Source organism: Hoylesella buccalis ATCC 35310 (genome assembly GCF_000177075.1).
GTDB lineage: Bacteria > Bacteroidota > Bacteroidia > Bacteroidales > Bacteroidaceae > Prevotella > Prevotella buccalis.
Window position 1 is genome coordinate 67,161 of the sequence record NZ_ADEG01000073.1, and the last position, 20,171, is coordinate 87,331.

16 protein-coding genes and 1 pseudogene are annotated in these 20,171 nt (G+C 41.6%); 13 read left to right on the forward strand and 4 right to left on the reverse strand.

Translation table 11 applies throughout. The annotated features are described in order from the left end of the window. Window positions 1-299: 299 nt before the first annotated feature. The 12 genes and pseudogenes from HMPREF0650_RS08060 to HMPREF0650_RS08115 all read left to right on the forward strand — a co-directional run bounded on the left by HMPREF0650_RS08060 (window position 300) and on the right by HMPREF0650_RS08115 (window position 14,664). Window positions 300-1,388, forward strand: a complete 1,089-nt coding sequence (locus HMPREF0650_RS08060; protein WP_004349876.1) for a sugar-transfer associated ATP-grasp domain-containing protein — start codon at window positions 300-302, stop codon at window positions 1,386-1,388. Between the two features lie 4 nt (window positions 1,389-1,392). Continuing rightward, entirely contained in the window at window positions 1,393-2,247 is an 855-nt protein-coding gene (locus tag HMPREF0650_RS08065; RefSeq protein ID WP_004349878.1) for an aldo/keto reductase family protein, read from the forward strand. 1 nt (window position 2,248) lies between these two features. Further along, a complete protein-coding gene (locus HMPREF0650_RS08070) occupies window positions 2,249-3,442 on the forward strand; it encodes a CapA family protein (protein WP_040562905.1) in 1,194 nt (397 codons plus the stop codon). Between the two features lie 749 nt (window positions 3,443-4,191). After that, window positions 4,192-5,562 (forward strand): DegT/DnrJ/EryC1/StrS family aminotransferase, encoded by a 1,371-nt coding sequence (locus HMPREF0650_RS08075; RefSeq protein ID WP_004349880.1) that lies wholly within the window; start codon window positions 4,192-4,194, stop codon window positions 5,560-5,562. A gap of 74 nt (window positions 5,563-5,636) precedes the next feature. After that, the gene (locus HMPREF0650_RS08080; protein ID WP_004349882.1) at window positions 5,637-7,562 is read left to right on the forward strand and encodes a polysaccharide biosynthesis protein; all 1,926 of its coding nucleotides are present in this window, start codon (window positions 5,637-5,639) and stop codon (window positions 7,560-7,562) included. A gap of 91 nt (window positions 7,563-7,653) precedes the next feature. Then, window positions 7,654-8,688 carry a nucleotidyltransferase family protein gene (locus tag HMPREF0650_RS08085; protein WP_162013131.1) on the forward strand — a complete coding sequence of 345 codons (1,035 nt, stop codon included), beginning with the start codon at window positions 7,654-7,656 and terminating at the stop codon, window positions 8,686-8,688. Window positions 8,689-8,756: 68 nt separating this feature from the next. After that, window positions 8,757-9,641, forward strand: coding sequence for an ACP S-malonyltransferase (fabD, locus tag HMPREF0650_RS08090; RefSeq protein ID WP_004349885.1), 885 nt, complete (start codon window positions 8,757-8,759; stop codon window positions 9,639-9,641). A gap of 231 nt (window positions 9,642-9,872) precedes the next feature. Then, window positions 9,873-11,549 carry an alpha-amylase family glycosyl hydrolase gene (locus tag HMPREF0650_RS08095; RefSeq protein ID WP_004349886.1) on the forward strand — a complete coding sequence of 559 codons (1,677 nt, stop codon included), beginning with the start codon at window positions 9,873-9,875 and terminating at the stop codon, window positions 11,547-11,549. A 160-nt stretch (window positions 11,550-11,709) separates the two neighbouring features. Next, window positions 11,710-12,141 (forward strand): annotated as a pseudogene (locus HMPREF0650_RS13800) (alanyl-tRNA editing protein); the annotation flags it as partial. Window positions 12,142-12,203: 62 nt separating this feature from the next. Continuing rightward, window positions 12,204-13,178 carry a DMT family transporter gene (locus HMPREF0650_RS08105; protein WP_050774857.1) on the forward strand — a complete coding sequence of 325 codons (975 nt, stop codon included), beginning with the start codon at window positions 12,204-12,206 and terminating at the stop codon, window positions 13,176-13,178. A gap of 136 nt (window positions 13,179-13,314) precedes the next feature. Continuing rightward, on the forward strand, window positions 13,315-13,893 hold the full coding sequence (locus tag HMPREF0650_RS08110) for a hypothetical protein (RefSeq protein WP_004349889.1): 579 nt from the start codon (window positions 13,315-13,317) through the stop codon (window positions 13,891-13,893). Between the two features lie 63 nt (window positions 13,894-13,956). Continuing rightward, entirely contained in the window at window positions 13,957-14,664 is a 708-nt protein-coding gene (locus tag HMPREF0650_RS08115) for a DUF6563 family protein (protein ID WP_004349891.1), read from the forward strand. A 35-nt stretch (window positions 14,665-14,699) separates the two neighbouring features. Here HMPREF0650_RS08115 and HMPREF0650_RS08120 read toward each other — a convergent pair whose 3' ends face one another. Next, window positions 14,700-15,356, reverse strand: a complete 657-nt coding sequence (locus tag HMPREF0650_RS08120) for an HD domain-containing protein (RefSeq protein ID WP_004349892.1) — start codon at window positions 15,354-15,356, stop codon at window positions 14,700-14,702. A gap of 79 nt (window positions 15,357-15,435) precedes the next feature. Between HMPREF0650_RS08120 and menA the strand changes: the two genes are divergently transcribed. Continuing rightward, a complete protein-coding gene (gene menA, locus HMPREF0650_RS08125; protein ID WP_040562907.1) occupies window positions 15,436-16,338 on the forward strand; it encodes a 1,4-dihydroxy-2-naphthoate octaprenyltransferase in 903 nt (300 codons plus the stop codon). On the opposite strand, the gene HMPREF0650_RS08130 is transcribed toward menA, so the two are convergent. From HMPREF0650_RS08130 to HMPREF0650_RS08140, 3 genes are all read right to left on the reverse strand, one after another. Further along, the gene (locus HMPREF0650_RS08130) at window positions 16,335-18,653 is read right to left on the reverse strand and encodes a putative porin (protein WP_040562910.1); all 2,319 of its coding nucleotides are present in this window, start codon (window positions 18,651-18,653) and stop codon (window positions 16,335-16,337) included. The two genes, menA and HMPREF0650_RS08130, sit on opposite strands and share 4 nt — an antisense overlap. Further along, window positions 18,650-18,871, reverse strand: a complete 222-nt coding sequence (locus tag HMPREF0650_RS08135) for a hypothetical protein (protein WP_004349897.1) — start codon at window positions 18,869-18,871, stop codon at window positions 18,650-18,652. Before HMPREF0650_RS08135 ends, HMPREF0650_RS08130 begins: the two co-directional genes overlap by 4 nt. 81 nt (window positions 18,872-18,952) lie before the next feature. Beyond that, entirely contained in the window at window positions 18,953-19,900 is a 948-nt protein-coding gene (locus tag HMPREF0650_RS08140) for a DUF4468 domain-containing protein (protein ID WP_004349899.1), read from the reverse strand. Between the last annotated feature and the right edge of the window lie 271 nt (window positions 19,901-20,171).

Here is a 20,171-nt window from a genome sequence, read left to right on the forward strand (position 1 = left end):
CATTTCGTGTGGGTAAGATGAGAAAATTTAAATCCATTATTTATGGCATTGGTAATGGTATTACGAAGAGACAAAATTCTATGATCTTCACAGACAAAACAGCGATAAGGATATTAACGGCTGCAGAACCCCTTTTGCCTATGAGATACTTATGGCGAGAGATATAAAACTGGATACCCACACGAAACGATATAGAACCAAATTTATTGATGTATGGTCAGCTAAAACTAATGCTTACAATTTCGTTAATATAGTGAGGTGGACATTTATTATCTATAAATAGTAAAATAAGTAATATTATGATTGCTAAATTAAAGTCAAAAATAAAAGAGCTATTCCATGAACAAGCTAATTTTTATTCAAGGTATAAAGATGGTTATAATGATTTAAAAAAAGGTGTATTAAATGGTAAACCAATTTTAAAAACAGAAAAAGATGACATATTAAATTTTTGGAAACCGTATTTAATAGATTACCGAACAAAGAAGTCTTTTGATATTCGGTGGTTTAATATTTATAAAAAAACAAATATTTATAATTACCCTTTAAAATATTATATACCTGATTGTTATTATTATTGTATTGTAGATAATTTCTTTTCTAACGGGGAAAAGGCTAAAATTTTAGATGATAAAAATTTATATGATTTATATTTCTATGATGTGCTTCAGCCGACTACAATTTGTAGGAAAGAGAATGGGGTTTACTTAGATAAAAATTATAATGTTATTTCAGAAAATCATGCAATAAGTTTATGTAAAGCAAATGGGCAAATTATCATTAAGCCTTCTGTTGACGCATGCGCAGGAAGTGGTATCGTAAAATGGGATTCGAGCTCTTCAAATGAAACATTACGTCAGATACTTAATAAAGGAGAGTTTCTGATAATACAAGACGTTGTAAAACAGCATGAAGTTTTGAACAAGTTTAATAGTACTTGTGTAAATACATTAAGAATGGTTACTTTGTTGCTTGATGGAAAATTTTATTTGTGCACGTCTGTAATAATCATGGGAGGTAAAGATGCAATTACTAATCACTTACATAGTGGAGGTTTGGTTTGTGGTATTAAATCCAGTGGCCAACTTATGGATACAGCTTTTGACAGCAAACTTAATGAATACAGAAAACATCCTAATGGTGTTGTTTTTTCAGAATGTTTTATTCCCAATTATAATAAATGCGTAGACTTGGTTAAAAAATTAGCTCCAAGATTTATACATGTGTCTAAACTAATAAGTTGGGATTTGACGATCAATGATAAAGGAGACCCTCTTTTAATAGAAACCAATTTATATTGGGGAGGTTCGGTACAAATTGCTGGCGGACCAGTGTTTGGAAACATGACCCCCGAGGTGTTAGATTATATAATGAAACATTATAAATAATTTTATGGAATATACATTATTAAATAATGGAGTTAAAATGCCAATGGTAGGATTGGGTACATTTCCATTAAAAGGGAAACCACTTCAGGAATTAATAAAGCAAACTTTTGATTTGGGTTATACTCTGTACGATACTGCTTGGTTATATAAAAATGAGAGGGATATATCTATAGGTATCAATCAAAATAATATTAATAGAGATGAATTGTTTTTAACTTCTAAGTTACATATTAATGATCTTTATTACTCATTTCATCCTCGGTTTCATATTAGACTTCGCTCAAAATCTGTAAAAAAAGCATTTGAAAAGACCTGCCAACGTCTTGGAACTGATTATCTTGACCTTTACTTGATCCATTTTCCATTTGATGGTTTTGAATGGATGTGGGAAGAATTAATACAATTGTACAATGAAAGACAAGTTCGAGCAATTGGTGTGTCATCTTTTAAGCCTGAACATTTAAAAAAGTTATCGGAAGTTTCAGATATACTACCAGCGGTAAATCAAATAGAAATAAGTCCATATAATACAAGAAAAGATATTATAGAGTATTGCAATCAACGTAACATAACAGTTGAGGCTTATTCTCCATTTGGAAGGGGTATGTTAACTAAGCAAATTCTTTCAGATCCAGTTCTTGTTGATATTGCAAAGGAGGTTGATCGAAGTGTGGCTCAAGTTATTTTGAGATGGCTGTATCAAATGCATGTTATTTCAATCCCGAGATCTAATAAATTATTTAAGTTAAAACAAAATATTAATATATTTGATTTTGAACTTAATAAAAAACAGGTGAATTGTATAGATGGTCTAAATAGAAACCTTCACACCGGAGGAGGCTTTTTAAGAATTGAATAATATGAGATTAGCGTTTACAGGTGACATATTAAGTTACAAGAGACAAAATAAGATTATACGAAAGAAAAAAATAGGTTATGATATAGTTTTTAAAGGCATCAAATCATTATTTGCTCATTCTGATTATGTATGCGGAAGCTTAGAAACTCCAATAGCGGGTAAAGAATTAAAGTATACAAAAAGCCACGTTGAATTTAATACTCCAGAATGTTTTTTAAAAGCACTAAGAGAGTCAGGTTTCTCTCTTCTTACAACTGCTAACAATCATTGTTTAGACAGAGGACTTGAGGGTTTAAGGCAGACAATAATAAATTTAAGAAAAAATAATTTAGATTTTACTGGCACCCAAATGACATATAAGGAAAATAATTTTCTTGTTAAAGAAATAAAAAATAAGAAAATTGCCTTTATTTCATATACATATGGAACAAATTCATCCACAAATGAAGTTATATTAGACAAAGATGAAACTTATATGGTTAATCTTACAAGGCAACAAGACCATATTCCAAATAGATCTTTTTTAAAAAGTAGTCTTTTAAAAATATTTAAGACATTAATGCCGCGGAATATTCAAGATCGCTTTTACCAACGATTTTACTTATCTTCTTTAGTTGATTGTGTAGATGAGAGAGAAATATCTTTAGAACATAATCGGTTTTATATTGATAAAATGAAGCAAACAATTAAGGATGCAAAAAATAATTCTGATGTTGTAATATTTTGTCTTCATTCAGGTGGACAATTTAATAATGAAGTTGGAAAATATACCAAATATTTAGTAGACGTTATTACTAAGGAAGGTGCTGATATAGTAGTTTGTAATCATACTCATGATGTTCTACCCATAGAACTTGTTAATGGAAAATTAGTTGCATGGTCATTGGGAAATTTTTCTTTTACGCCTAAAGAGGGCTATTATATCGATGGAGTGTATGCTGACTATTCCATTATTTTATATATAGATATAATTGACGATTGTTTCAAGAGTTCTTTTTCTGTCATTAAAAATATTATTGGAGTAGATGGTATATCTAGAGTAGTTCCAGTATATGATGAATATATAAAAAGTGAAAAACAAGAACAGGATGTTCTTTTGGAAGATGTTATAGAAGTTATAAATAGAGTTTTCAAATATAAACGGTATACAACGGTGGAAGAGAAATATGAAGTATTATCATGGAGGAAATCATGAAATGTCTTAAAAAATGCCAATAAAACAGGGTGTCGACAAGAGGTGAAATAGGAAAATTTAATAGGTAAGGAGTAGGTATTACTGGGTTTGTTTGGCACGAAAAATCATTTTATCAGGTAAAACTTGGGAAATAATGCCGCTGTTTGGTGTGTTTTGTGATGCAATAAACATGGGGTAAGGGTATTAATGCATGTAGATTGCGTGATTAAAGCAATGGGTTAATGGCAAAAATGGTGGTAAAACAGCGTCCTTCGTTGGTGCTTTCTCTATAATGCTTTGTGTAACAATGCCTTATAAAACATGCTCATAATTCGCGTATTTGCAAGCAAGGATTGGTTTGTTTGTAAATACGCGAATTATAAAGCACTTGTTGTAAAAGATTTTAACTAAAGTGTGTTGTTGGCGAAAACAACCATTTGATTTTGTTTCGACAACGAATGAAAACGTAATGAAACAAATGAACTGAACAAGACAATGAACGTCAGCGTACTGCGAATGACACGAATTCGGTTGGTGCGGTTGTTGAACAATATCGCCCTTCGATGATAGAGCCTCGTATGCTGGCCTGTTGTTGAAAAATCAAATGATTATTTTCAGACCTATTCAATTTATTATTGTATTTTTGCAATGATAAGATAGAAAACGCTACTAGATGAAACTACGGGATATTGTAATAATTAGACTTGTAACGGCTAATGACTTGCATGACTGTTATTGTTGTGTCACATTATAGAAATTGAAAGAGATATATGAATAAAAGAATTTATTTGTGTCTTGCCCACATGAGTGGCAATGAAATGAAATATATCCAAGAGGCTTTTGATACCAATTGGGTGGTGCCGTTGGGACCGAACGTGAATGCGTTTGAAGAGGAGTTGAAGCGATTCATTGCCTCAACTGATTGCTCAAGTGGGAGAGGAGAGTGCGACCGAGACAAACAACGGAGGGAGGATTATCCGCAAAGTATCGCACCACACGAGAACGATCCAGAAAAGCTGTGGTTGAAGGGTGACGAACGATTGAAGGACAAGCAGGTGGTAGCCTTGGCTTCGGGTACGTCGGCCATTCATCTGGCACTCGTTGTTTTAGGCGTTAAAGCCGGAGATGAAGTGATATGTCAGAGCTTTACTTTCTGTGCCAGTTCGCATCCGGTTACTTATCAGGGAGCGACACCCGTGTTTGTGGATTCGGAAAACGATTCATGGAACATGGATCCAGAACTTTTGGAAGAAGCGATTAAAGACAGGATAGAAAAGACGGGACGAAAGCCGAAAGCCATCATCGTGGTTTACCTATATGGTATGCCTGCCAAGATACAAGAGATTCAGGCTGTTGCTCAAAAATATGACATTCCTTTGATAGAGGATGCAGCAGAAGGATTGGGTTCGCGTTATAAGGGACAGGTTGTTGGTACTTTTGGACGGTTTGGCGTGTTGAGTTTCAATGGCAACAAGATGATTACTACTTCGGGGGGGGGGGCGTTGATATGTCCCGATGAGGAAACCAAAAACAGAGTGATGTTTTTTGCCACACAGGCTCGTGAAGCGTTTCCATACTACGAACATGAGGAAATTGGATACAACTATCGCCTTAGCAATGTTTGTGCGGGTATTGGGCGTGGACAACTTACCGTGCTTGACGAACATATTGCGCACCACAGACATCTTGCCGACTTGTACGAAGAGGCATTCAAGGATGTAGAAGGCATTACGTTCCATACAAATCCATCTACCGATTTTGACTCGAATTATTGGCTCAACACCATTACTCTGGATTCCGAATTACAAGTGAAAGGGCAGGAGCATGCGTATGAACAGGCTGTTAAAGGCGCTGTAGGCGGTGCTGCTGGTGTGGTACATGCTACAGGGAAGGTGCATACATCTTGTGAACCCAATGCGAATGTAGAAGCCATGCGCGTAGCGTTGGACAAAATGGGCATAGAAAGCCGACCGTTATGGAAGCCCATGCACTTGCAGCCTGTCTATAAAAACTGCCCCGCTTATACCAATGGTGTGAGTGAACAATTATTTAAGATAGGAATGTGCTTACCGTCAGGACCGTATGTGTCAGAGAATGACGCACGTTACATTGTTCAATCTATTATAGACCAAATAAAATAGTGGTTTCTAATTTTTAGTGATTCACAAATCTTGAAGCGCTTTGTAGAATCATTATCCAAAAACAACAACATCGTATGAATTGGTTTAATAAGCTTGTAAATTGGTACTTTAAAAGAGATTCTTTACCGTATTGGTGTGTAATTTTAATAGATTGTATAATTTGCTATCTATCAGGTTTATTTGTATTTTGGCTATTCTTTAGAGGAGCAGCCACTTTAGGCAACATCGTACCTATTACGTACACTCTTATATTATACCTCTTTTTTAATATCATTTCATTCCGAATATTCCATACCTATGCGGGCATTATACGTTATTCGTCTTTTGTAGACTTGCAACGTGTGGCACTTGCCATGGGTTTGGCTTTCTTTTTTGTTTTTCTTATTCATTATCCTATCTTATTTTGGGAGGATAATCGTTGGCTGGTTCCACTTCACACAAGACATATTATATCTATCTATTTGGTTTCCACAATTTTGATGTGGACATTTAGAATCGTTGTAAAAATGGTTTATGACACGATGTTTGAGAACGAGAAGGCACAGCGAACCCTAATCTATGGAGTGAAAGAAGGGGGAATAGGATTGGCAAAGCATATCAACAACCAAAAGCCACAGCACTTCAGATTAATGGGATTTATTGCAAACGAGGGCGATCCTACTCCTGGCTATTTGATGGGAAAAAAAGTTTATCGTGTTAATCAAAAATTATCTGAAGATATCCGATTAAAGAAAATAAAAAATGTTTTGGTTTCACCTCTGCGTAACAAGGAGTTTAGAGATGATGTCCAGTTACAAGACCTTTTGATTAATGCTGGTGTGACAATCTACATGACCAAAGGGTTACAAGAGTGGGATAATCAAAACGCCACGAGTGTGGTGAACTCTCTAAAAGAAATTAGTGTCGAAGATCTGTTACCCAGAGACCAGATTCAGATAGATATGACGAGCATTGAACACCTGTTAAGAGGAAAGAAAATACTAATTACGGGGTCTGCAGGCAGTATTGGTTCGGAAATGGTTAAACAAATCGGTAAGTTTAACCCTGCACAGATGATATTGATAGACCAAGCAGAAACGCCACAGCATGATGTTCGTTTATTGATGGAAAAAGAATTTCCTACCGTTAGCACCGAAACGATAGTAGCATCTATAGAAAACTACGAACGAATGGAAAAGCTTTTTGCTACTTATCAGCCCGACTATGTTTTCCATGCTGCTGCTTACAAGCATGTGCCAATGATGGAGGATAATCCCAGTGAGAGCATTCAGAATAATATTTGGGGCACAAAGATTATTGCTGACTTGAGCGTCAAATATGGTGTGAAGAAGTTTGTCATGATTTCTACTGATAAAGCTGTTAATCCTACCAATGTTATGGGATGCTCCAAACGTATCTGTGAAATCTATGTACAAAGTTTGGATAAGGCTGAAAAGGAAGGAAAGGTGAAAGGAAACACTCAATTTGTCACAACTCGTTTCGGTAATGTCCTGGGATCAAATGGTTCTGTCATTCCCTTGTTCCAAAAGCAAATCAAAGCTGGGGGACCAGTCACTGTTACTGATCCTAATATTATTAGATACTTTATGTTAATACCAGAGGCGTGTAAATTGGTGCTCGAAGCTGGTACTCAAGGAAATGGTGGCGAAATATTTGTGTTTGACATGGGTAGCCCAGTGAAGATAGCCGATCTTGCTAAACGCATGATTAAATTATCAGGAGCTGAAAATGTTGAAATTAAATACACGGGACTTCGAGCTGGTGAGAAACTCTATGAAGAAGTATTGAACGATGAAGAAAGTACATTACCATCGTTTAATCCTAAAATACGAATTGCGAAGGTACGCGAATATGATTATGCCCAGATTGAACAAAATATTGAGCAGCTCTTGGAAATATCTAAAACGTACGATGATTTAGAGATAGTACGCAAAATGAAACAAATTGTACCAGAGTTTAAGAGTAGAAATTCTGTCTATGAACAGCTAGATTGCAGGTGATATGAAGGTTAGTAGTAATATTTCAAATTATCTCAGCTTTTTAAGATATTCTTTAGAGAAAAACTCAGAGAAGCCGAACAATCTTCAGTCTATGGATTGGTATGGTTTATTTGAATTTTCTAAAAGACATTGTATAACAGGCGTTATTTTTGACGGTGTATCACGCTTAGATGCAAATACACCACATCCAGAAACAACTTTACTATACAAATGGCTTCAACAAGCAGAACAGTTAAAACGTGCAAACTTAAAAATTAATGATGATGTTGTCAAACTATATAATAGAGTATTAAAAGCAGGGTTTCCAGGTTGCATTCTTAAAGGGCAGGGAAATAACACTATGTATCCAAACCCTTGGGTTCGAACTCCAGGTGATATTGATATCTGGCTGCAAGGTAATGAGGGTGATATCTTAAATTATGCACGAAAGTTTGATTCGACAGCTATTGCTAATTATCACCATGTGCAATTAAGAATGCCTGATATAAGTACCCCAGTTGAAATACATTTTACCCCTTCATTTTGCGGTAATCTATTCTATAATAAACGTATGCGTGGGTATTTTGATCAACATGCTGACGAACAATTTAAAAATAAAATTTCTTTGCCAAACGAGATTGGAGAAATATCAATACCTACAGACCCATTTAACCGAATTTTTCAACTATCTCATACTATGCATCATTTCTTCTTTGAGGGTATAGGTTTAAGGCAAATAATAGACTATTATTATCTACTTAAACGTGATATAGATGACGTGGATAAAGAGGAAGAGGTAAAAACACTGAAATATCTTGGGATGTATAAATTTGCGAGAGCCATGATGTATGTACAACATACAATCTTTGGACTAGATCGCAGTTATATGTCAGTTGAGCCAAGTGAACGTTTGGGAAAAATCCTTTTAAAAGAAATTCTATTTGCTGGTAATTTTGGATTTTATGACCATCGTTATAAGTTTAAAGGAAAAAGCAGGATGGGACAGTTTCTTTTAGAAGTTTACCGTAATCTCCACTTTGCTTTTTATTTTCCTGCTGAGGCTTTATTTGGAAGACCAGTATTTAGATTTTGGCATCAATTTGAAAAAATGAGAATAGAAAATAACGCTAAATCAAGAAAACATTAAAGAAGAATTTGTAACAGTTTTTATGCCAGAAAAGTTTATAACAGCATTTTAAATATAACAGAAAAGTTATGAAAGCATTTGTATTTCCCGGTCAGGGATCCCAGTTCGTTGGAATGGGAAAAGAACTTTATGATAATAACGAGACAGCAAAGGAGTTGTTCGATAAAGCCAACGAGGTGTTGGGTTATCGTATCACCGACATTATGTTCGATGGTACCGATGAGCAACTCAAGGAAACCAAGGTGACACAACCTGCTGTATTCTTGCACAGTGTCATTTCTGCACTCTGTATGGGTGATGCGTTCAAGCCTGATATGGTGGCAGGACACTCTTTGGGCGAGTTCTCTGCATTGGTGGCAGCTGGTGCTTTGAGTTTTGAAGATGGTCTCAAATTAGTTTATGCTCGTGCCATGGCGATGCAGAAGGCTTGTGAAGTGGCACCGGGTACCATGGCAGCAATCATTGGTTTGCCAGATGAAAAGGTAGAAGAGATATGTCAAGAGGTGAGCAAAGAAGGCAAAGTAGTCATTCCTGCTAATTATAACTGTCCAGGGCAATTGGTGATTTCTGGAGATAAGGAAGGTATTGAGGAGGCTTGCGAAAAACTAAAGGCTGCGGGAGCCAAGCGCGCATTGCCTTTGAAGGTGGGAGGTGCTTTCCACTCGCCATTGATGCAGCCTGCTAAGGACGAGTTGCAAAAGGCGATAGAGGCTACCACGGTGAATACACCTCAATGTCCTGTGTACCAGAATGTAGACGGGAAACCTTATACCGATGCAGCCAAGATTAAGGCAAACCTTATCGCCCAACTGACCAGTAGCGTTCGTTGGACAACAACGGTGCAGAACATGATTGCCGATGGCGCTACCGACTTTACCGAATGTGGACCTGGCAAGGCTTTGCAGGGCATGATAGGACGCATCAGCAAGGAAGTGACAGTGCACGGCATCTAAATACCTGTTGAGAGTAAATAGTAGTCAATAGGAGTAATGTGGGAGTTAATAGACAAATGTCATTTAATCGCAAGTATTAAATTAGGTGTTGTTTGTTAACTCCCATTTTATATCTTATGAATTTCCTTTTAACTTCCATAGAAAGAACTGCTATCGTCCGTTAACTCCCTATTAACTCCTATCTAACTCCCTATTAACTCCTATCTAACTCCCTATTAACTCCTTATAAAAATGACCATCTATCAAATCTTTACTCGTCTTTTTGGCAATCAAAACATGACCTTCACGCCCCATGGAACGATGGAAGAGAATGGAGTGGGGAAGATGAACGACATCACCACGACCGTGCTCAATCGTATTCACGACATGGGGTTCACGCATGTGTGGTTCACGGGCATTGTTCGCCATGCAACGACAACCGATTATTCTACCTACGGCATCCCTCGTCAACATCCAGCCATTGTGAAGGGAAGGGCTGGGTCGCCATACGCCATTACCGATTATTATGATGTCGACCCCGACCTTGCCGTGCAGGTACCGAAGCGTATGGATGAGTTCGAGGCTTTGGTGAAGCGTACGCACGAGGCAGGCATGAAAGTGATTGTTGATTTCGTCCCCAATCATGTGGCACGGCAATACCACTCCATTTGCAAACCTAAGGGAGTGAGAGACTTGGGAGAGAAGGATGATGTAAACAAGCACTTTGACATTCACAACAATTTTTATTATTGTCCAAGTTATCCCTTTGAACCTGCCATTGATTTGTGCAAGGATGCCAGCGAACCTTATCGTGAATATCCTGCCAAATGCACGGGCAACGATTGTTTCAATGCTTCGCCTTCAGCTAATGATTGGTACGAAACCGTCAAGCTGAACTATAGCATTGATTACACCGATGCTGGTGGACGCAGTGAACATTTCGACCCCATGCCCGACACATGGCGACAGATGACAGACATTCTGCTGTTTTGGGCTTCTAAGGGAGTGGACGGCTTTCGCTGTGACATGGCAGAGATGGTGCCAACGGCATTTTGGCAGTACGCTATTGGTAAGCTCAAGGCAACCTATCCTAACGTCATCATCATTGGCGAGGTGTACAATCCTTCGCTTTATCGGGCGTATATCGCTTCGGGATTTGACTACTTATACGATAAGGTGGGCATGTACGACTGTTTGCGCGACATCGTGTGTGGCATGCGTCCAGCCCATCACATTACCCGCCAATGGCAATCCGTGGATGATATTTTGCCAAAGATGCTCTATTTTTTGGAAAACCATGACGAGCAACGTATCGCCAGCGACTTCTTTTGTGGCAGTGCCGAACGTGCCTTGCCGGCTTTCATGGTATGCGCATGGCTGCACACCAATCCTGTCATGGTGTATGCTGGACAGGAGTTTGGCGAGCGAGGCATGGATGCAGAAGGATTCAGTGGTCTTGATGGTAGGACAACCATATTCGACTACTGGGCGGTAAAGTCCGTCATCGAAGGATATTATCAAAGAAGAAAAATGGATAACCACAGTAAAACGTTATCCGAAACTTATCGACAAATACTCAATTTGCGTAACCTGCCTGCCATTGCGCACGGTCAGTTCTTCGATTTGATGTATGCCAACAGTCAGCACTCGGCATTGTTCAATCCCGATGAGCAGTATGTCTTCTTGCGTAAATCGGCTGAGCAAATCTTGTTGATTGTCGTGAATTTCTCGCCCAATCAGCAAACAGTACACGTCAACATTCCGGAACATGCCTTCAACTATTTACAAATGTCGCAAGGTAATTGCAAAGCCATTGACTTGATAACCAACAAAGAACAAACCGTGGCATGGCAAGCTGATCGGCCTTTTGTAACACAGGTGATGGGCTATGGCGGTAAAATTTATGAAATAAAACGTCATGAAGTCTGATTTTTTAGCTCTAACCTACTCGAAAACTCCCCATTCTCGTCAAATGACAGAGGATGGGGAGTTTTCGTTTAAGTATCTTTTGTTCGTTTCTACATTTATGGCTATCTTTGTTTGTTCATAAAATAACAAAATCGTGTTGGAAATTCAAGAGCGGGAAGTGTCATTCCCACCGGCCCATACTGCAGAGCATTTACTCAATCAATTGATGCATAGAATGTTTGGATGTGAGCGTTCACACAATGCGCACATTGAGCGAAAGAAAAGTAAGATGACGTTTGTTCTCGATCGTAAACCGGACAAACGTGACGAGAAAGAGATTGAAACTCGCATGAACGAGTTGATACAACAAGATATGCCCGTGACGTTTGAAGTGGTTGACAGGCAGCATCTTCCCGAAGGAATCAGCTTAGACCGCCTGCCTGCCGATGCTTCGGATGCGATTCGTATTTGCCGCATTGGCGATTACGACGTTTGTCCATGTATCGGAAAACATGTGCGTTCAACCTCACAAATAGGAAGGTTCGAACTATTGGGAACCAACTGGGACGAACATAAAAAAACTTTTAGAGTTCGGTTCAAAATCATTCCATAGGGCTACTTTCTCATAGCTACCCACTTCTTTTAAAACTCATTTTCATTGTGATGGAACAAAATATGGATTCTATAGATCACGAACATATTCCTACCAAGCATTTTAATCGTGCCCCTTTGCTGGCTCACCTGAGCATGTTCTCAGCCTGTGCCATTTGGGGACTCATGGCTCCTATTGGCAAAGATGCCATGCTGCATGGGGTGAATGGTGTGAGTATGGTTTCGTTCCGCGTGCTGGGCGGAGCCATCTTGTTTTGGGTGAGTTCGCTCTTTGTCAAGCACGAGCATGTACCCCTACGGGATGTGTTGTGGTTTATTGGTGCTGCAGTTTTCGGATTGGTCTGCAATCAATGTTGTTTTACCATCGGATTGAGCTACACTTCTCCCATCAATGCCAGCATTGTCACAACCTCCATGCCTATATTTGCCATGGTGTTGGCAGCACTCATTTTGAAAGAACCCATCACGGGTAAAAAGGCAATGGGCGTGTTGATAGGATGTTGCGGTGCGCTGATTTTGATATTAACCAGCATGACCGCAGGCGATGCCAAGGTTGGCGACATTCGCGGCGACCTGATGGTCATGGGGGCGCAGCTGTCTTATGCGTTTTATTTATCCACATTCAACAAGTTGGTGAAGCGATATTCGGTCTTTACCGTCAACAAATGGATGTTTCTATGGGCCACCTGTCTCATCTGGCCGTTTTCTTTCCGTGAAGTCATGGATATTCCTTGGGCGGCTGTTTCTACTAAAACCTGGTTGGAAACCGCCTATGTTGTTTTCTTTGGTACGTTTGTCGGATACATCCTCGTCATCTCAGCCCAACGCGTGTTGCGCCCCACGGTGGTCAGTTCCTACAACTATGTGCAGCCCGTTGTGGCCGTGGTCGTGACGGTACTCACGGGAATGGGCATTTTCAAATGGACGCATGGCCTTGCTGTTCTCATGGTGTTTGTGGGCGTTTGGATGGTCACCAAGTCAAGGTCGCGTCACGACATGGTAGACAATAAGGGCGAGTTGACACGTGATTCGGCATAGCAGTCTGCAAAAAATGCCAGTAAGGTCTGTGAAGAAAAACAACTTTTTCCGATAAACAAATCGAACAAAAAAGATGTTTTTTTTTGTAAAATTTGGATTTTTGTTATCTTTGTATATCAATTTAAAGCTAACCAATATGAAGCGAACACTTTTATGGGCATTCTGCAGTCTCTTTGCAATCTTCGTGAGTGCCCAGCAGCCTATTGATACTGCCGTGAAACCAGACCGCACAGAGGCGCTACCAAACATGATTCGACTGAATTACGGGCTCGGCATCATGACATCCAAGTTCGAGGATGTGAGAGAAACTTACAATTCAAGCTCAGTCGTAACGCTGAGCCTTGACTATGAGCATTTGTGGGACAATGGGCTGGGCTTTGGCATTCATGCCAGTCAAAACCACTTTAGCAAGCCCAACTGCAATGTACTCTTCGTGGGAGGCAGCTTCGTCGCCACATGGACAACCGACAAAGGCTGGCGATGGGAAGGTGCGGTAGGCATGGGCTTTGCCCGCAATGACCTGAATCAGCGTGACCAGGAAAACGGACTTGGACTTCTAACCATTCTTGGTTGCACTTATAAGCTATCACGCCATTGGGGCATCGGAGCCGACCTCAGGAAGCTCACTTCCATCTATCGCAAGCCCGCCGGATGGGAGGGTCGGTTTGGGTTCAACCACTATCAGTTAGGCATCGGCCTGGCTTATTTGTTTTAACCGCTTGCACTGTTGTCACATTCTGACGGAAACAAGGACAAACACTATTAATCTCAGTTAGATATGAAAAAGATTCAAACAAGCACTGCCGCCGTAGCTATGAGCCTGCTGCTGGCCACGGCTTCTTTCGTTCCAGCTCATGCTCAAAGTGAGGCGGAACAGGTTGAAAAAGAGCATACGCACAAGTGTGTGAGTATTAAATACTGCAACAATAACGAGGAATTGGCCGCAGGCGAATGGAAAACTGCCGACAGCGTGACCGTGATTACCAAGACGCGCAACCAACAGATGTGGTGGGGCGGAAACGATTTCAGGTTCGACTCGCACGACAAGCAGGTCAAGAAGCTGCTCAAGAAGGATGTTTTCGCCATCATGTATGGCGACACGCTCTTGCTGAACACCCGTCCGTACAAAGATCGTGGATGTGCTTTCGGCAATGGATATGCCCGAGCGTTCAAGATGAGCGACGGACATCTACTGCTCACCTACCTCGATGTGCAGGAAATGAGCAGTCGCGCCACCATGGGTGGAATGTTCGGCCTCATTGGTGCGTTGGCCATGGCTGCCTCCTCCAAGAAAGTAGCCAGCCAGAATGTGTGCTACATCATCACGCCTGGCAACAAGAAAGCTTTGATTGTTGACGAGAAGCTCATGGCGGTTTTGCTCAACGATCATCAGCCCTTGCTCGACGAATACCGTTCTGTAGAAAAGAAGAAGCGGCTCCATGCCGAGACCGTCATGCCGCTGTTAAAGAAGGCCGGCCTGCTGTAAGTGAAAAAAGGTCGTGAGCTTTTGGGGTAGACAAGTCAGCAGGTATGCTGTTTGCCCGTTTCCTCATCATAGAGATTGTCGAATTGTTGTCTTAGTTTGTCCGGGTTCTCAATGATGCTGCGGATGGTTTTCAGGTGCTTTTCATTAGGCGAGTTGGGTATCCATAGCTTGATGTAGCCTGTGTTGGAATATTTTTCTTGCAGGTGAGCCAGAAAGCGACGCCACTGTTCCTCGCGATTCTTTCCCGGCTCGTTTTCCAAACCAAACTGTACTGCGCGTCGAAAAACATGCTCTGGTTCGAGGTCTCTGTCAGCCTCTGCCACAATCTTTCCATAAATGCTGCGTGGCGAATGGGATGCGCTGGCACGGTGATCTTCAACGGCTTCGCGCATGATGCGTATCTGTTCAGGTGAGAACCATCGCTTCAATCGTGCGTCAGCGGCAAGAATTTTTCCTCCAGTGAGGTGATGAATGGCTCTCGGTCCAGACATGCCAATGTCGTGATAGGCCGCTACGGTGTATGCCATGTTTACGTCTGCCCCCATCCTTTTAGCCAGCTCGAGGCTTCCTTTGATGACATGCTGCACATGCCCCAATCCATGCGAAAGGCCAAATTCGTTGTATTTCGGGAGGATGTTTTGCTCGATGAAAGCCATTAAATCAAGGTTTACATTGTTTTCTATCATGCCCATGGGAGTTTGTTGCAAATGTAAGAATAATTGTTTATTTTTGCAAAACAATCTCAAGAAGATTCAACGAAAAACTATTTGTATGCATGCACCTCGTGTTCAACGCAACTCTCTTCAAGCTTGGCTCTTGGCCATGCGTCCCAAAACTTTGTCGGGTTCGGCTGTTCCCGTGATGATTGCCACGGCGTTGGCACTGGCGATGACCAATTGGAACGTTCGTATAGTGCCGGTACTGCTGTGTTTCCTCTTTGCTTTCATCATGCAGATAGATGCTAATTTCATCAACGACTATCTTGATTTCAAGCGTGGAAATGATGATGAAACCCGACTGGGACCACGCCGTGCTTGTGCGCAAGGGTGGATTTCTCCGCAAGCCATGCGCGTGGGTATTGTCGTGACAACCTTGCTGGCTTGCGTGGTTGGACTGCCTTTGGTTTGCTATGGCGGTATTGAAATGATTGGGGTGGGACTCCTATGTGTGTTGTTTTGCTTCCTCTACACCACGCATCTGTCTTATCTCGGACTGGGTGATCTCCTGGTTCTTCTCTTCTTTGGCCTTATTCCTGTTTGTGTAACCTACTATTTGGCGATGCCGTCAACGATGAATCACGTCACTTGGGAAGTGGTGTTGAGCTCGCTGGCCTGTGGAATTATCATTGATACCTTGTTGATTGTCAACAACTATCGTGATTTGGAGAACGATCGACGGGCGCACAAGATGACCTTGGTAGTAAGGATGGGTGAATCCTTATCACGCAAAGTTTATCTCATGCTGGGATGGTTGGGGTGCCTGTTGGGTATTGTGTTTTTGTTCAATGGGCATCCTTGGGCTTTTGTATTCCCAATAATTTATTTGGTTTTACATACGCGTACTTACCATCGCATGCGAATCAAACAAGGTAAGGCATTGAATCAAATCCTTGGTGAGACAGGGCGGAACATCTTTATTTATGGTGTTCTGGTTTCTCTCGGGCTACTTGTTTAATTGAAGAAGTTCCAGCTCAACCCAAAGCGGATGATGCTGCCGTTGAGCGGATAGTGAGGAACAAGGAAACTTGCCTTTGTGCCGCTGCCCGCATTGGCATGACTGTACATCACGAAGAAGCGTGTTTGTTGCAAGTGGAAGTTGGCGTACGCGTTCACGATAGGGTAGTTGCCAATCTCAACGCGGTCGGTATTTTCCTGCACAACAAACTGCCCCAAGGCCGGACTATAGTCAGGTGCATAGTACTTGGTGAAGTAGCGTACGTCGGCGCCCACGTCACATTTCAGTACTTTGGCTATCTTCAATCGGAAAAAAAGATTCGAGTAAATGTTGAGTTTTGGTAATGGCAAAGCCGTTTGACTGGATGAGTTTTGAAAGGTAATGACCGATTCCCAGTGCAAAGGTCCCCATGCTACATCCTGCGATAGTGAGGCTGTCAGCACGTTGATGGCTTCACTGCTTTGCCGAACGCCAACCTCAGTACCGATACGCTGATACTGATTGTTGATGGTATAGGCTTGCGCCAGGTAGGTATAATTGGTCAATTCGTCCACGGCAATGCGCAGTGAAGTCTTGGTTTTGGCATAACTCAACAAGCCTTGAATACGCGTGTGTGTGGTGCTACTCAAGTCATCATTATCCCAGAGGAAATGACGTCCGTGATAATGACGGTAGTAAAAGGTGGGTTGATAGCGATGGAAGAAGCCGCTCGCTGCCAACTGTACGGTGTCACCAAACAGCTTGAAGTTGAGGTCGGCGGTGGCGTTGATGTCTATCTTGCCTGCATCTCGCCCTGCAACACCCACCTCACCGGTCACTTCGTAGTGGAAAGTTTTGCCTTGTGTCTTGCTCAATTGCCCGCCGACGTATACGGAGTTTTCATTGTATGTTGCCATTCCAACGGTGTCGGGGAGCGTGAAATGCCGCAGTTCGTGGCTGACAAAAGCTTTCAAACCTGATTTGGCCCATTTGTTAAACCCTTCCAAGAGCGATAGTGCAAACGTGTTGTGCACACGGTAGTGCTTGGTCTTGTCATAAATAGAGTCACCTCGCAGCCATTCATCCATCTTGTATGTGTTGGCATAGTAGTTGTCTGGCGTCTGATATGCTTGATAAATGCGGGTGTAATTGTCGAATTTCAACGTGTGTATGAAGCTGGTTACGGGAACATATTCGTTCTTTACCCAAGCCGTATCCTTATTTTCTTTCTTTTGTTTGGCCAACAAACTGTCTGCTGCCTGTTGACCGTTCACGACAATACGTCCACTGTCTTGCGCTGCCGGAGTTGTAGACTCAATGCCCGCGATGACCGCGTCATCAGGCCTGCCGGCCAACGGTTCTGTTTCTTTCAGGTCGTCATCGTTCAGTGTTCTGCCCTCTTTCTTGGCCTGTTTCCTGGCCTTTTGCTTGGCTTTCTTCGCCTCATTTTCTTTCTTGGCCTCCATGGCAAACTTCTTTGCCTTAATCTCTTCAGCCGTCATGGGTACTTTTCGATTGAAGCCAACGTTGTATCTATGACTGAAAAAGACGTGCTGATTATCGTTACGGTTCCAATTCTGCTGTAACACCGTCGGTATTTCTGATGTTTGGTAGTTATCGTCAAAGCTTTCTGGATTGGTGATGAATTTGTCATCAGTAATACCTCCATTCTCTGTATTCTTCTGATGATTGGTCGATAAGAGCAGGTGTGCTTGATACCGTTCGCCGAGATAGGAACCGTACAGGGTGTAGTTGAAATGTGAAGACGCTTGGTTAGAATAATATCCACGGCCGTATAGATAATCAAATTTAAATCCAAGTCCTATCTTATTGCCCGCATTTACGGCAAACTTAGCCGTGAAATGATCCTCCCCGTTGGTGCGGTTTCCAGCCGTATTGTATGTCAAGTTGGTGATGGGCGACAGTGTGTTGGTGAAATGAAAATCGCCCGGAGCAACAATGAAGTAGTCATAAGGTTGCGTAAAGATAAACTGTTGATCAGCACGTTGGCGATCAACGAACAGCCTGTTGATGCGTGGTGCCCCCAGATTGCCCGTAGAATTGTATTCACCGCGCATACCCGTTGTAAAGATGCTGTTGGGATACATGTGTGACAAGGTATCGGGAATGGCAGGAATGATGTCACCAAAACGTTCGTTGACCGTCCAAACCTTCAACCCTTTCGGTATCTCTTTGTTCTCATGGGTCGAGTCGTTGGCCATGCCATCTCGGCGCGTGATGTTACCACTAGGATCTATTTGATTATAGTCGTCTATCTGAGCAACCATAGTCAAGGACGATAGTAAAAGGAATATGGATAATAAAAATCGAGTCATTTGTGGAATATGCGAATGCTGCATTCGGCCATTTTGAAGAACATGGCGGTTAGGATGATGATGATTCCAAGCGTTTCTTTTTGTGTAAAGAAATAGAAGATGACGCCTACCACGGCACCAATCATGAAGATGATGTTGAGTATGTTTCGAATCCAAAAGATTCTATCGCGTGGCGTTTCGCCAGTTCCTCTTTGTCGTCTTGGGTATTTTGCACTCATATAGATGTCGTGTTATCGCTTGAAAAAAAAGATTTATCAGTGTTACTGCCCGCCTGATGATGCTCGGCCAGGCATGGTTTGTCAGCGTAGCCGATAGGAAATCTGACTAAATATCTCATCTTTGCGGTCGATGGTATTGCGGCGAAACTTTGATGACAGGGGACGCAAACGGTTCTTTTTCTTGTTGATGGCCACCTCGTCGGTAATCCATTCGTCTGCACTCACCGACATGTGCGTTGGCCGTCCCTTCTCATAGTCGTAGTGTATGCGGCTCATCGTGAGTTCTAAGTGGTTGTCTGTGCACTTGGCAATCAGCGTGTAGTCGAATTCTGTCCGGTCTAATGACAGGAATGACTTACTGAATTCCAACCACTCTGTGTATCGGGCGGCAATGATATTCTGTTCTTCGTTGACCAAAGCGATGTGGCTATTGAGTTGATTTTCGCCTTTTGTCAATTCATCAAGATATTGATAGGTGATGTCGTAAATCTGCTTAGCCGTTTTCCCTGGGGCTTTTAAATCGAGGGTGAATACCACTTTGCCATCGGCATCTTGCGGTACACCTCCCTCCAAATACTTGGAATCATATTTGTCTGTCTTCGGCATAGTGACCTTTGAACTGACCGATTTCTGCTGCGAGCCACTTCTTTGATTGCTCTCGTTCGCGCTGTTGTCTGGGATGGACCAGCCTGATGACGAACCTGCAACAGCTTTCTGCGCATCTTCAACAGTCTGTCTTGCCTTCTTCTTAATCATCTCTGCTTCCATCTTGTACCGAGCTGCCTCCTTGTTGGCACGCTCTATTTCAGCTTCGATTCGTGCTTTTTCGGCCTGTTTAGCTTTGTCTTTGGCAGCTTTCTTAGCCTCTGCAGCAGCTCGTTTTGCTGCTTTCTTGGCCTCTTTGACGGCTTCCTTGGCAGCCTGCGCTTCTTGTTTGGCCTTTTCCAATTGTTGCTCCGGCGTCAAAACGGTCTGTGCTTGCATTATCAAAGGCATGGCTAAGAGGATGGCGATGACAAACTTTCTCATAATTCAATCGGTTGATTCAGTCTACAAATGTATATATTTTCTTCGTAAATGGCGCACAATTTGAGAAGATTAACGAAAAAGGAAGATTATTGATGTCAACCGATAACCTTTACAAATTATCCTTTCAGTCTGTAAGCGGAAGTAATATGATAATGGTATGCGCGTATGATTTTTCTTGACAAGCAACCTCTTTATATTTTGCGTATTTACCATCAGCCACTCTTCTGGTTGTAAATACGCCAAAAATCAGTTGTTTTTATATATTGTTGAT